Source organism: Phenylobacterium sp. (genome assembly GCF_020253645.1).
Classification (GTDB): Bacteria; Pseudomonadota; Alphaproteobacteria; order Caulobacterales; family Caulobacteraceae; genus Phenylobacterium.
Genome location: NZ_JADCBG010000114.1, coordinates 1 through 12,685, shown reverse-complemented (window position 1 = coordinate 12,685; position 12,685 = coordinate 1). Strand labels below are relative to the sequence as shown.

Genomic DNA, 12,685 nt, shown 5'->3' with positions numbered 1-12,685 from the left:
GCCGTCCACGTCGAGATAGCGGCCGAAGTCGCGGCCCGCCTCGAGCTCGTCGTGGGTCATGACCTTGCCGCGGTCCATCCGGCGGCTGTCGTCCCACTTGAAGGGCTCGGTCAGCCATTCATTCATGCCCATGTCGAGGTCGAGCATGACAAAAACCGTGGTCTGCAGCCGGTCCGCCAGGTCGAAGGCCTGGGCCGCGAAGGTGAAGCATTCGCCGGGATCCATGGGCAGCAGCATGGGATGCTTGGTGTCCCCGTGGCTGGCGTAGGCGGCCCCGAGCAGATCCGCCTGCTGGGTCCGGGTCGGCATGCCGGTGGAAGGCCCACCCCGCTGGACGTCGAAGATGACAGCCGGAATCTCTGCGAAATAGGACAGGCCGATGAACTCGGTCATGAGCGAGACGCCGGGTCCCGAGGTGCAGGTGAAGGCCCGGGCGCCGTTCCACCCGGCGCCGATGACCACGCCGATGGAGGCGATCTCGTCCTCGGCCTGGACGATGGCGAAGTTGGCCTTGCCGGTCTGCGGGTCGACGCGCAGGTCCTGGCAGTAGCTGGTGAAGGCCTCCGCCAGCGAGGTGGAGGGCGTGATGGGATACCAGGCGCAGACCGTGGCCCCGCCATAGACGGCCCCGAGGCCGGCGGCCTGGTTGCCCTCGATGAAGATCCGGTCGCCGACGGCGTCGGCCCGGCGGACCTGGAGCCCCAGGGGGCCCATATTGTCCTTCACCCAGTCCCGGCCCATGTGCAGGGCGTCGTAGTTGGCCTTGATCAGGCGCTCGCGTCCTTCGAACTGCTCGGCGAGGAGCTGCTCGATGACCTCGATCTCGATGCCCAGCAGGGCGGCGAGGGCGCCGACATAGATGATGTTCTTGAACAGCTGGCGCTCGCGCGCGACCGTGTAGGCGGCGTTGCAAATAGCGGTCAGCGGCACGCCGATAACATTGATGTCAGGCCGGAACTTCGACGGCGGCATCGGCTTGGTCGAGTCGTAGAACAGGTAACCGCCCGGCTCGATCTCGGCGACGTCCCTGTCCCAGGTCTGCGGGTTCATAGCCACCATCATGTCGACGCCGCCGCGCCGGCCCAGGTGGCCGGCCTCGGTGACGCGGACCTCGAACCAGGTGGGCAGGCCCTGGATGTTCGACGGGAAGATGTTGCGCACGGCGACCGGCACGCCCATCCGCAGGACAGCCTTGGCGAACATGGAGTTGGCGCTGGCCGAGCCGGAACCGTTGACGTTGGCGAACTTGACGACGAAGTCGTTCACCGCGGCGAGGGGGGCGGTCATGCGGCGCCTCCCATCTGGTCGGCGTGGGTCATCTCGAGGGTGAACCTCTGCATGTCCCAGGCCCCGGTCGGGCACCGCTCGGCGCAGAGGCCGCAGTGCAGGCAAACGTCCTCGTCCTTCACCATGACCCGGCCGGTGGCCAGGGCCCCCGACACCAGGAGGTCCTGGTCGAGGTTGAGGGCCGGCGCCTTGAGGCGGGACCGGAGGTCGGCCTCCTCGCCGTCCTCGGTGAAGGTGATGCAGTCCACGGGGCAGATGTCGACGCAGGCGTCGCACTCGATGCAGAGGTTGTCCGTGAAGACCGTCTGGACGTCGCAGTTCAGGCATCTCTGGGCCTCGGCGAAGCCAAGCCGGGAATCGAAGCCGAGCTCGACCTCGACCCGTACGTTCTTCAGGGCCTCGGCCTTGTCGAGCATGGGCACGCGGTGCCGGAGATCCAGCGAGATGTCGTTGTCGTAGCTCCACTCGTGGATGCCCATCTTCTGGGAGACCAGGGAGAATCCCGGAGGCGGCCGGTCATGGACGTCCTCGCCCATGCAGTGGCGATGAATCGAAACCGCAGCGTCATGGCCATGCGCCACAGCCCAGATGATGTTCTTCGGTCCAAAGGCGGCGTCTCCGCCGAAGAAGACACCCTTGCGGGTGGACTCGAAGGTGACCGGGTCGACCTGCGGCATGTCCCAGCGGTCGAACTCCAGGCCGATGTCGCGCTCGATCCAGGGGAAGGCGTTCTCCTGGCCCACGGCGACCAGGACGTCGTCGCATTCGTGATGCTCGTCGGGCTCGCCCGAGGGGACCAGGTTGCGGCGGCCCTTGTCGTCGTATTCAGCACGGACGATCTCGAAGGTCACGCCGGTCAGGCGGCCGTTCTCGTGGGTGAAGGCCTTGGGGACGCGGAAGTTGAGGATCGGGATGTCCTCGTGGATCGCGTCTTCCTTTTCCCAGGGGCTGGCCTTCATCTCCTCGAAGCCCGAGCGGACGACGACCTTGACCTCCTCGCCGCCCAGGCGGCGCGAGGTGCGGCAGCAGTCCATGGCGGTGTTGCCGCCGCCGAGGACGATGACCCGGCGGCCGATCTTCTCGATGTGCCCGAAGGACACGCTGGACAGCCAGTCAATGCCGATGTGGATGTTGGCGGCGGCTTCCTTGCGCCCGGGAACGTCGAGGTCCCGGCCGCGCGGGGCGCCCGAGCCCACGAAGACGGCGTCGAAACCTTCAGCCAGAAGGCCCTTCAGACTTTCGATCCGGTGACCAAGGCGAAGCTCCACGCCGCCGAGGCGTGTGATGTAGCCGACCTCCTCGTCGATGACCTCCTCCGGCAGCCGGAAGCGGGGAATCTGGCTGCGGATCATGCCGCCGGAGCGAGGCTCGCCGTCGAAGAGCACGAGTTCATAGCCGAGGGGCGCGAGGTCGCGCGCCACGGTCAGGGAGGCCGGACCGGCGCCCACCAGGGCGACCCGCTTGCCGTTCCGCTTCACCGCGACCGGAGGCATCAGGGGCCCGACGTCCTGCTTGTTGTCGGCCGCCACGCGCTTGAGCCGGCAGATGGCCACCGGCTCCTCCTCGACCCGGCCGCGACGGCAGGCCGGCTCACAGGGCCGGTCGCAGGTCCGCCCCAGCACGCCGGGAAAGACGTTCGACTTCCAGTTGATCATGTAGGCGTCATCATACCGGCCATCCGCGATCAGGCGGATGTATTCCGGTACAGGCGTATGGGCCGGACAGGCCCACTGGCAATCGACCACCTTGTGATAGTAGTCGGGACCCTCGGTACGCGTTGGTTGCAAGACCCGTTTCCTCCCAGGTCGCCCGGGCGGCGCGGCCCGGTCCTTCATAGGAACACAAGCCTGCGCCGGCCCTCTCTTTGGGCGCTGAGTCCATTCTTAAGGTCGGACGGCGGGCAAGACCAGATGTCATGCCGCCCTGAGGGGAAATTCCAAGCCTGTTCAAGAGTGCGTGAGAGTCCAGGACCGGCTCTTGGCAGCGAAAGATTAACGCGTCTTAACTTTAGGCGTCCATCCGCTTGGGAGATTGTTATGAACTATCGTCCCTGGTTCGCACCCCTTGAGACCGAAGATGAAGACGCCGCCTTCGGCGAGCGGGAGATCGAGTCCTGCGCCGACTTCGAAGCCGTCAACCTGCGACGGGCGGCGATTGAAAATGCGGAAGCCCTGAGGCTCGCCCGAGCCCTCTGAGCTGCGGAGAGGAAGGGGGCGATGCCCCTTCGCTCCCCAAGACTCAGGTGTTGCGCGGATGCTGTAAGCGCTGGCGCGCCTTATCCGCCTGACCTAGGTTTCGAGGATCAGAGCGGTGCGGGAGGACGCCATGCAACTTCGTAGGCTGGGGAACAGCGGGCTCAAGGTCAGCGTAATCGGGCTCGGCTGCAACAACTTCGGCATGCGGATCGACCAGGCCCAGACGCGCATGGTGGTCGACGCCGCCCTCGACTGCGGGGTCAACTTCTTTGACACGGCCGATATCTACGGCGCCTCCAAGTCCGAGGTCTTCCTGGGTGAGGCGCTGAAGGGCAAGCGGGGCAAGGCGGTCCTGGCCACCAAGTTCGCCAACCCCATGGGCGAGGGCGAGTACCTTCGGGGCGGCGCCCGGCGCTACATCGTCAAGGCGGTGGAGGACAGCCTCAAGCGCCTGCACACCGACCACATCGACCTCTACCAGATGCACGTGCCGGATGCCGATACGCCCATCGAGGAGACCCTGCGCGCCCTCGACGATCTCGTCCGGGCCGGCAAAGTGCTCTATATCGGCAACTCCAACTTCACCGGCTGGCAGATCGCCGACGCGGACTGGAGTTCACGCACCCAGGGCCTGGAGCGCTTCGTCTCGGCCCAGAACAACTTCAGCCTGCTGGAGCGCGGCGTGGAGAGCGAGGTCCTGCCGGCCTGCGAGCGCTTCGGCCTGGGCCTCCTGCCCTATTTTCCGCTCGCCAGCGGCTTCCTGACCGGCAAGTACCGGCGCGGGGAATCCCCGCGCCAGGGCACACGGCTTGCGGCCTGGGGCAAGCGCGGCGCCGCCGCCCTGAGCGAGCGGAATTTCGACCGGCTCGAAGCCCTCGAGCAATGGGCGGAACAGCGCGGGCGGCGAATCCTCGACCTGGCCTTCGCCTGGCTGCTCGGGCACCGCGCCGTCACCTCGGTCATCGCCGGGGCGACCAGCCCGGAGCAGGTCCAGGCCAACGCCAGGTGTGCGGAGTGGATCCTCAAGCCGGAGGAGGTGGAAGAGGTCCGGGCCCTGCTCGCATGAACAGCGCCATCCTCCCGCCCCTGCCGGTCCAACCGCCCGGCGTCGACTGGCCGACCCTGAGCTGGAGCCGCGGCCCCCTCCCCCCGTCAGTGGACGCCGAGCGTCTGGCCCGGCTGATCGATCACGGCTTCACGGACTTCGAGGAGACCCACGCCGTCGTGGTGGTCCAGGGCGGCCGCCTCGTGCTCGACCGCTATGGTCCCGCCCATGGGCCGGAGGCGACATGCCTGTCCTGGTCCATGGCCAAGAGCGTCACCCACGCCCTTGTAGGGATCGCGGTGGGCGACGGGCTCCTGGATATCATGGCGCCTGCACCGGTCCCGGAATGGCGCTCACCCGGGGACCCCAGGGGCGCCATCACGACGGACCAGCTGCTGCGGATGTCCAGCGGACTGAGGTTTTCGGAGGTCTACGAGCCCGACAAGACCTCGGACACCATCGAGATGATGTGGGGGTCGGGAAAGGCGGACGTGGCGCACTATGCGGCCAGCCAGCCCCTGGACCACCCGCCGGGGACCTTCTTCAGCTATTCGTCGGGTACGACCAACATCATTTGCCGGATCCTGGCGGACGTGACGGGACTGCGGGGTGAGGCCTTCGCCGCCTTCATGAGGGAGCGGTTGTTCAAACCTCTCGGCATGCGTACCCCGGTTCCGAAGTTCGATCCGGCGGGAACCTTCATCGGGTCCTCCTTCTGCTTCGCCAGCGGCCAGGATTTCGCACGCTTCGGACTGCTCTATCTCCGGGACGGGGTCTGGAATGGCCGCCGCCTGTTACCGGAGGGCTGGGTCGACTACGCCCGAACCCAGACCTTCCAGCAGGCCGGCGTCACGGATGATCCCTACGGCGCCCACTGGTGGCTGGGCCTGGGCGGCGAGGGATCCTTCTCCGCCAACGGACACGAAGGCCAGTTCACCCTCCTTGCCCCGGACCTTGACCTGATCATCGTGCGGCATGGCCGGACGGGCGCAGCCCTCAAGGACGCGCTCAAGGTCTGGATGGGCGAGATGGCGGCGGCCTTCCGGACCTGAGCATAAGTGCGGCGCCCTCTGGACAGCGGCTCCGAGCGGGGGCAGCTTCACGCTAGGGAAGCATAAGCCGGGAGGTCCAAGCATGGCGAAGTTCGAGGTCAATGGACGAAATGTCCAGAACCGGGGGCCCGACGACGCCCCTCTGCTGTGGGTCCTGCGCGACGAACTGGGCCTGACCGGGACCAAGTTCGGGTGCGGTGTCGGCCAGTGCGGCGCCTGCACGGTGCACGTGGATGGCCAGGCCATCCGCTCCTGCCTGACGCCGGTGAGCGCCATCGACGGCATGAAGGTGACCACAATCGAGGGCCTGGGCGCCGGCGGGGTCCACCCGGTTCAGGCGGCCTGGGTTGAGGCTCAGGCCCCGCAGTGCGGCTACTGCCAGTCGGGCCAGATCATGCAGGCTGCGGCCCTGCTCTCGGCCAACCCCAACCCGACGGACGCCGAGATCGAGGCGGCCATGGACGGCAACCTGTGCCGGTGCATGGCCTATCTCCGGATCCGTAAGGCCGTGAAACTGGCGGCCCGCAAGGGCGCGCGCAGCGGGCCGGCGCGCAAGGCGGAGTTGCGCTCATGAACCGCCCCCTGCTCCCCAATCCTGGCCGCCGCAGGTTCCTGATCGCCGCCGGCGCCGCAGGCGCGGCCTTCGGCTTCGCCGCCGCAGCCGAGGCTGCGGTGTCCCTCGGGCCCTATTCCGGGGCGGCGGCCTTCGAGCCGAGCCTCTGGTACGCCATCGACGCCCAGGGGATCGTGACCGTCAACGTCGTCCGGGCCGAGATGGGCCAGCACGTCGGAACCGCCCTCGCCCGCATCGTCGCCGATGAGCTCGAGGCGGACTGGGACAAGGTCCGCATCGTTCATGTCGATACCGATCCCAAGTGGGGCCTGATGGTCACTGGCGGGTCCTGGTCCGTCTGGCAGAGTTATCCCTTCCTGAGTCAGGCGGGCGCAGCCGGGCGGATCGCACTGATCGAGGCCGGGGCCAGGATGCTTGACGTCCCCGCCTCGTCCTGCATCGCCCGGAAGGGAGCGGTCCTCGCTGGCAAGCGATCGGTCAGCTACGGCGACATCGTCGCCAGGGGCGGCCTGCGCACCGGCTTCACCGAGAAGGAACTGGCCGCCCTGCCCATCAAGCCCGCCGCCGAGCGCCGGCTGATCGGCGGCGAGTTCCAGGCCCGGGACATCCCCGCCAAGACCAACGGCTCGGCGGTGTTCGGGATCGACGCGAAGATCGCAGGCATGGTCTATGCCCGACCGGTGCTGCCACCGACGCGCAACGAGTCCAAGGTCGTCTCGGTGGACGAGTCCGGGGCGAAGGCTGTTCCCGGCTATCGCGGGCATCTGGTCCTCGACGATCCCTCCGGCACGGTCCCGGGCTGGGTACTGGCCCTTGGCGAGAGCTTCGTGGCGGCGGACCGCGCCGTGCGGGCCCTGAAGGTGACCTGGGAGAACGGTCCGACGGCAAAGGTCTCCGACGCAGACCTCCAGGCCCGGGCGCGGGCCCTGATCGCCGATGAAGCCGCCGGCTCCCTGGTGGTCAACGACCCGGGTGTCGAGGCGGCCTTCGCCGCGGCCAGGTCGAAAATCGAGGCGGAGTATGCGACGGACGCCGCACTGCATTTCCAGATGGAGCCGCTGAACGCCCTCGCCTTCGAGCGCAACGGGGTCTTCGAGATCCACACGGGGAACCAGTGGCAGTCCTTGATCCTGCCCACACTGGCCAAGGCGCTGGGACGCCCCGAGACCAGCATTGTCATGAAGACCTACCTGCTGGGTGGAGGCTTCGGCCGAAGACTGAACGGAGACTACGCCGTGCCGGCGGCCCTCGCCGCCAAGGCCCTGGGCAAGCCGGTCAAGCTGGTCTTCACCCGCGAGGACGACACCCTGTTCGACAGCTTCCGCTCGCCATCTTTACAGAGGGTGCGGATGGCCTTCGGCGAGGGCGGCCAGGTCACGGCCATGGATCACGCCGCAGCCGCGGGGTGGCCTACCGAGGTCATGGCGCCCTTCTTCATGCCCAAGGGTGCGAACGACCGACCCTTTGATCCCTTCGCGATCAGCGGCGCCAACCACTGGTACAACGTTGGCGCGCACCGGGTGCGAGCCCTGTCCAATGATCTCGCAAACCGGGCCTTCCGCCCGGGCTGGCTGCGCTCGGTCGGTCCGGGATGGACGAACTGGGCGGTGGAAAGCGCCATGGACGAGGCCGCCCACGCCATGGGGCGGGACCCCCTCGCCTTCCGCCTGATGATGCTCGACGGGGCGGGCCGCAACGCGGGTTCGGCGCCCAACTCGGTAGGGGGCGCCAAGCGGCAGGCGGTGGTCCTGTCCCGGGTCGCAAAGGCCGCGGGCTGGGGCGCCGGTCTGCCTGCAGGCGTAGGCCTCGGCCTCGCCACCACCTTCGGCCAGGAGCGGGACATGCCGACCTGGACAGCCTGTGCGGCCCGGGTCCGCGTCGATCGCCAGACCGGTGAAGTCAAGGTCGAGAAGCTTCACCTGGTCGTGGACGCCGGCGCCATCATCCATCCGGACGGCGCCAGGGCCCAGATGGAGGGCGCCGCCCTCTGGGGCCTGAGCCTGGCCCTCCACGAGGGAGCGACCTTCAGGGACGGTCGCATCCAGGAGACCAACCTGGGGGACTACACGCCCCTGAGGATGAGCGACGTCCCCGACCTCACCATCGACTTCGTGGACAGCGACCATGCGCCGGTTGGCCTTGGCGAGCCGGCGACGACAGTCGTTGCCCCGGCGATCGGCAACGCCATCTTCAACGCGGTCGGCGCCCGGGTGCGTCGTCTTCCGATCCGGCCAGACGCAGTGCTTGCCGCCCTGAAGACAGCCTGAGGCCTGGTCCTCAGGGCGCCCCGTGCGCCCTGAGGGCGACCGCCAGTTCCTCCTCCATCTGGGCCCTGAGGCGTTCAGGGGCGAGAATCCGGACCTTGTCCCCCCAGGTAAAGAGGTGCCAGGCGAGCTCGCGCATGCCGGCGGCGCGGAACCGCGCGATCACCGAACCATCCGCCTGCCGCTCCAGGGTCTGGGTGGCGTGGAACCGCCAGCCCATGGCCTCATCCGCGCCATGGGGCAGGATGTGCAGGACCACGTCCTCGACCGCGTCCTGGTAGATGCCGAAACTGCGTGAGGCGTAGGCGGCCAGCGAGAAGTCCGCCGGCCGGGCGCCCGGGATGGGAACCACCCGGATGTCGCGCACCCTGTCCAGCCGCCAGTTCCGCGGCTCGCCCCCGGCGCCCTCCGCCGCCACCAGGTAGTTGGAGCGCCCGAAGAGCAGGCCGTAGGGCGTCACTTCCCGCTCGCGCCCAGGGGTCGAGCCGCCGTCGTAGAGGAACCTCAGCCTCTGCAGGGAGACGATGGCCTCGCGTACGGCGCCCAGCACCGCCTCGTCCTCGAAGGGCCGGGGACCGGGATGCACCGCCATGGTCTCGGCCTCCAGGAGGGCCTCCATATCCGGCGCAAGGCGACGGCGGACCCCCGCCCGGATCGCTGACAGGACCTTGGTCTCAAGCGCCGCAAGGGCCCCTGCCCGGGCCGTCGCCCCCGACTGGCGGAACTGATCTGCGGCGGCGCGCAGGGCCGCGAACTCCTCGGCCGTCGGGGCCTGGAAGATGCCATCGAGGCCGGCGGGAATCCGGAAGCGCACGGTCGGCGGGTCGGCGACCTCCTCCATCTGCGGGAAGGCCTCGCGGACGGCGTCGCGCATGCGCTCCACCGTCCGGCGGGAGACCTGCATGGCCGAGGCCATCTCGTCCAGGGTCAGGCCCTCGGCGGAGGCTGCCAGCCGCCTCGCCAGTTCCAGCAGCCGCGCCGCCTTTTCGTGTCGCATCGCCCACCCCGGAAAATGAGAACAGATGGAAAACTTACGACCGTTTCTGGCGCAGCACCAGTCCAATCTCATCTCAGCTCAAGGCGTGAGCCTCAGGAAAGGTCTCGAAGATGCAGAATGTCCAGTCGATCCGCCCCGCCCGTCCCGACGCCGCCTTCCGCTTTGACGCACGCCGGCCTCAGCGACCGGCGACCCCGTCCATGATCGAGGCCGTGATCCGCCACGCCGATCGTGCCGAGCGCCTTTCGGGCGGCCGCCTGCGCCTCCGACTCTCTGAGGCCATGGCCCGGGATCTGGTCCGGCAGGGCCGGCTGGACGAGCCCGATCTGCGCCTTTGCGACCTGACTGTCGTCTGGGATGAGGCGCAGGGCGAGGTTGTCCTCGTCAGGGATGACGCCCGCCTTCGCGAAGCCTCCGCGCGCTGGGCCGAGTGGGACGCCCTTTGGGACGAGGAAAGCTATAGCCCTTCGTCGGATACTCCCGCCGCCCTGGCGGCCTAAGCCGGAGCCCGAGCCCGGATCAGGTCCGGGCCTTGGCGAACCGTGAAGAGAGACCGTCCATGATCGACTCGAACTCGGCGACCATCTCGGAGATGATCTCGGCGACCGGCTTCACGGTTTCAATCCGGCCGGCCACCTGGCCGGAGAGGGCGATGGAGGCCTCCATGTCGCCGCCGAAATAGAGCTCCTGCGAGCGGCGGAACTCAGGGGCGACCCCGTTCTCGCCGGGCTCTTTCTCCAAGAGGGTTGTCTTCTCCGTGCGCAGGGCGCGGCATGCGGGTCCGGGGCCGAAGCGGTTCAGGAACACCGTGTCCGTCTCCCTGGCCGAGACGATGGCGGACTTCCAGTTCTGGTGCACCGGGCTTTCGGCGGCGGAGACCATGCGGGTGCCCATCTGGACACCCTCGGCGCCGAGGGCGAAGGCCGCGGCCATGCTGCGGCCATCGCTGATCCCGCCCGCGGCCACGATGGGGACGTCCAGCTTCGAGCAGACGAGGGGCAGGAGGACCATGGTGGAGACCTCCCGCGAGCTTTTGAAGCCACCGCCCTCGCCGCCCTCGACAACCAGTCCGTCCACCCCGGCCTCGATGGCCTTGATGGCCGCCGCCAGGGACGGGACCACGTGGAAAACGGTCAGGCCGGCCTCCTTCAGGGCCGCGCAATAGCGGTTGGGATCGCCCGCGGAGGTGGTGACGAACTTCACGCCCTGGTCGACGACGAAGGAGACGATGTCGGGGTCGCGGACATAGGCCTGGGCGATGTTGACGCCGAAGGGCTTATCGGTGAGCCCCCGCATCTTCTGGACTTCCTCGCGCACCGCCGGCAGGTCGCCGGAGGAGGTCTCGATAATCCCCATTCCGCCGGCGTTGGATACCGCCGAAGCCAGGGCCGAGCGGGCGATCCACCCCATCGGGGCCTGGATGATGGGATAGCGGATGCCGAGCATGTCGGTGATGCGGGTCTTGATCATGTGCGTTTCCCCCGGGGGTGCGCTCCCCCTTGCTGGATTGAGGTGATTGTGGCGCCGGCGGGCCGGCCTAGAAGACGACGACGCTGCGGATGCTTTCTCCAGCATGCATCAGGTCGAAGGCCTCGTTGATGCGCGCGAGTGGCAGGACGTGGGTGATCATGGGGTCGATCTGGATTTTCCCCTCCATGTACCAGTCTACAATCCTCGGCACGTCAGTTCGCCCCCGGGCCCCGCCGAAAGCGGTTCCCTTCCAGACCCGGCCCGTGACCAGCTGGAAGGGCCGGGTCGAGATTTCGCGCCCGGCCTCGGCCACGCCGATGATGATACTCTCGCCCCAGCCGCGATGGCAGGCCTCCAGGGCCTGGCGCATCACATCCGTGTTTCCGGTGCAGTCAAAGGTGTAGTCGGCGCCGCCATCCGTCAGGGCCACGAGATATTGAACCAGGTCGCCGTCCACCTCCCGCGGATTGACGAAGTCGGTCATGCCGAAGCGCCGGCCCCAGGCCTCGCGGGCGGGATTGATGTCGACCCCGATGATCCTTCCGGCGCCGACCAGCCGGGCCCCCTGGATCACGTTGAGGCCGATGCCGCCCAGCCCGAAGACAATGACGTTGGCGCCCGCCTCCACACCGGCGGTGTTGACGACGGCGCCCACTCCGGTCGTCACGCCGCAGCCGATGTAGCAGGCCTTGTCGAAGGGGGCGTCGGTCCGGATCTTCGCTACGGCGATCTCGGGCAGGACAGTATGGTTGGCGAAGGTCGAGCATCCCATGTAGTGGGCGATGGCCTGTCCCCGATAGGAGAAGCGGCTGGTGCCATCCGGCATGAGCCCCTTGCCCTGGGTGGCGCGGATGGCGGTGCAGAGGTTGGTCTTGCGCGACAGGCAGCTTTTGCACTGGCGACATTCGGGCGTGTAGAGCGGGATCACGTGGTCGCCGGGCTTCACGCTCGTGACCCCGGCCCCGACTTCCAGCACGACTCCGGCGCCCTCATGGCCAAGTATGGACGGGAAGATTCCCTCCGAATCGAGCCCGTCCAGGGTGTAGGCGTCCGTATGACAGACCCCGGTCGCGCGGATCTCCACCAGAACCTCGCCCGCCCGGGGACCTTCCAGGTCGACCTCGACGATCTCAAGCGGGCGCTTGGCCTCGAAGGCGACGGCGGCGCGGGTCTTCATGGGTCTCCTCCGGCAAAGGCTCCAGAATCCTGGAGCAGGCGACAGGCGCGTCCCATTCTCGGTTCAGGGCCTGGTCAGCCCCGGGCCGCCTTTCGGCTTACCTTCTGGAGACCGGACAGAATGGCTGCGGTGCCCTCCGGATCACGGTCGCCCTCAGTCCGGAGCAGAAGCTGGAAGGTGCTGAGATGCACCTGCACGGACTTGTCGCCCCATTCACCAGCAGTCCTATAGTAGTCGAGGAGGTCTGCAAGGCTCACCAGCATGGTGTCGATCGCTTTATCCTTCCCCTTGGTCGGAAGGCCAATGGCGCCATTGATGAGATCGTAGAAGGCATTGACTATCAGAGGATCGAAGCGGCCATTCGCACGGGCGTAAAGGTCTTCGGACGCCTTGAGAACCCTCTGCAACTCGGCCATGCTCAAGGCCTGCATGGACTCCAGCCCCCGCTCCGCATCCTCTATCGCCTTGCCGGCATTCTTGCCGCCGGGCATGCGAATCAACCGTCCGAGTGGAACGTCCGGGGTGTGAATACGTGCGACATCGCTCATCTGGATTCACTCTTCTGCCGTCGCTGGACTGTGAAGGCGTCCGTCATAAGGTGTCAAAGCCTAAACCGGGGATCAG

12 protein-coding genes are annotated in these 12,685 nt (G+C 67.7%); 6 read left to right on the top strand and 6 right to left on the bottom strand.

The genetic code is table 11. The annotated features are described in order from the left end of the window. Together INE98_RS08295 and INE98_RS08290 are read right to left on the bottom strand one after the other, a co-directional pair. Positions 1-1,287 (bottom strand): 2-oxoacid:acceptor oxidoreductase family protein (locus INE98_RS08295; RefSeq protein ID WP_293538117.1); only part of this gene is annotated, 1,287 nt, incomplete at its 3' end. After that, entirely contained in the window at positions 1,284-3,074 is a 1,791-nt protein-coding gene (locus INE98_RS08290) for an FAD-dependent oxidoreductase (RefSeq protein WP_293538115.1), read from the bottom strand. The genes INE98_RS08290 and INE98_RS08295, both read right to left, overlap by 4 nt. A 249-nt stretch (positions 3,075-3,323) precedes the next feature. On the opposite strand from INE98_RS08290, the gene INE98_RS08285 reads away from it, so the two are divergent. From INE98_RS08285 to INE98_RS08265, 5 genes are all read left to right on the top strand, one after another. Next, positions 3,324-3,482: a hypothetical protein gene (locus INE98_RS08285; RefSeq protein WP_293513372.1), complete on the top strand. Its 159-nt coding sequence runs from the start codon at positions 3,324-3,326 to the stop codon at positions 3,480-3,482. 130 nt (positions 3,483-3,612) lie between these two features. After that, a complete protein-coding gene (locus INE98_RS08280; RefSeq protein WP_293538113.1) occupies positions 3,613-4,548 on the top strand; it encodes an aldo/keto reductase in 936 nt (311 codons plus the stop codon). Then, complete coding sequence (locus INE98_RS08275; RefSeq protein ID WP_293538111.1) at positions 4,545-5,579, top strand: serine hydrolase; 1,035 nt, start codon at positions 4,545-4,547, stop codon at positions 5,577-5,579. The genes INE98_RS08280 and INE98_RS08275 overlap by 4 nt, the downstream gene beginning before the upstream one ends. An 82-nt stretch (positions 5,580-5,661) precedes the next feature. Further along, positions 5,662-6,153 carry a (2Fe-2S)-binding protein gene (locus INE98_RS08270; RefSeq protein ID WP_293538109.1) on the top strand — a complete coding sequence of 164 codons (492 nt, stop codon included), beginning with the start codon at positions 5,662-5,664 and terminating at the stop codon, positions 6,151-6,153. After that, a complete protein-coding gene (locus tag INE98_RS08265) occupies positions 6,150-8,420 on the top strand; it encodes a molybdopterin cofactor-binding domain-containing protein (RefSeq protein WP_293538108.1) in 2,271 nt (756 codons plus the stop codon). Before INE98_RS08270 ends, INE98_RS08265 begins: the two co-directional genes overlap by 4 nt. 10 nt (positions 8,421-8,430) lie before the next feature. Here INE98_RS08265 and INE98_RS08260 read toward each other — a convergent pair whose 3' ends face one another. Next, positions 8,431-9,414: a YafY family protein gene (locus INE98_RS08260; protein ID WP_293538106.1), complete on the bottom strand. Its 984-nt coding sequence runs from the start codon at positions 9,412-9,414 to the stop codon at positions 8,431-8,433. 110 nt (positions 9,415-9,524) lie between these two features. On the opposite strand from INE98_RS08260, the gene INE98_RS08255 reads away from it, so the two are divergent. Further along, positions 9,525-9,914, top strand: a complete 390-nt coding sequence (locus INE98_RS08255; protein WP_293538105.1) for a hypothetical protein — start codon at positions 9,525-9,527, stop codon at positions 9,912-9,914. A gap of 19 nt (positions 9,915-9,933) precedes the next feature. On the opposite strand, the gene INE98_RS08250 is transcribed toward INE98_RS08255, so the two are convergent. The 3 genes from INE98_RS08250 to INE98_RS08240 form a co-directional block, all read right to left on the bottom strand. Then, on the bottom strand, positions 9,934-10,989 hold the full coding sequence (locus tag INE98_RS08250) for a nitronate monooxygenase (protein ID WP_293538103.1): 1,056 nt from the start codon (positions 10,987-10,989) through the stop codon (positions 9,934-9,936). Beyond that, on the bottom strand, positions 10,952-12,061 hold the full coding sequence (locus INE98_RS08245) for an S-(hydroxymethyl)glutathione dehydrogenase/class III alcohol dehydrogenase (protein WP_293538101.1): 1,110 nt from the start codon (positions 12,059-12,061) through the stop codon (positions 10,952-10,954). The genes INE98_RS08250 and INE98_RS08245 overlap by 38 nt, the downstream gene beginning before the upstream one ends. Before the next feature lie 74 nt (positions 12,062-12,135). Beyond that, positions 12,136-12,609, bottom strand: coding sequence for a hypothetical protein (locus INE98_RS08240; RefSeq protein WP_293538099.1), 474 nt, complete (start codon positions 12,607-12,609; stop codon positions 12,136-12,138). Positions 12,610-12,685: the final 76 nt, after the last annotated feature.

What these genes read in the sequence shown, in the direction of transcription:
- INE98_RS08275 (WP_293538111.1), top strand. Translation starts at nt 4,545, where the DNA reads ATGAACAGCGCCATCCTCCCGCCCCTGCCGGTCCAACCGCCCGGCGTC.
- INE98_RS08270 (WP_293538109.1), top strand. Translation starts at nt 5,662, where the DNA reads ATGGCGAAGTTCGAGGTCAATGGACGAAATGTCCAGAACCGGGGGCCC.
- INE98_RS08260 (WP_293538106.1), bottom strand. Translation starts at nt 9,414, where the DNA reads ATGCGACACGAAAAGGCGGCGCGGCTGCTGGAACTGGCGAGGCGGCTG.
- INE98_RS08245 (WP_293538101.1), bottom strand. Translation starts at nt 12,061, where the DNA reads ATGAAGACCCGCGCCGCCGTCGCCTTCGAGGCCAAGCGCCCGCTTGAG.
- INE98_RS08250 (WP_293538103.1), bottom strand. Translation starts at nt 10,989, where the DNA reads ATGCTGGAGAAAGCATCCGCAGCGTCGTCGTCTTCTAGGCCGGCCCGC.
- INE98_RS08255 (WP_293538105.1), top strand. Translation starts at nt 9,525, where the DNA reads ATGCAGAATGTCCAGTCGATCCGCCCCGCCCGTCCCGACGCCGCCTTC.
- INE98_RS08285 (WP_293513372.1), top strand. Translation starts at nt 3,324, where the DNA reads ATGAACTATCGTCCCTGGTTCGCACCCCTTGAGACCGAAGATGAAGAC.
- INE98_RS08280 (WP_293538113.1), top strand. Translation starts at nt 3,613, where the DNA reads ATGCAACTTCGTAGGCTGGGGAACAGCGGGCTCAAGGTCAGCGTAATC.
- INE98_RS08265 (WP_293538108.1), top strand. Translation starts at nt 6,150, where the DNA reads ATGAACCGCCCCCTGCTCCCCAATCCTGGCCGCCGCAGGTTCCTGATC.
- INE98_RS08240 (WP_293538099.1), bottom strand. Translation starts at nt 12,609, where the DNA reads ATGAGCGATGTCGCACGTATTCACACCCCGGACGTTCCACTCGGACGG.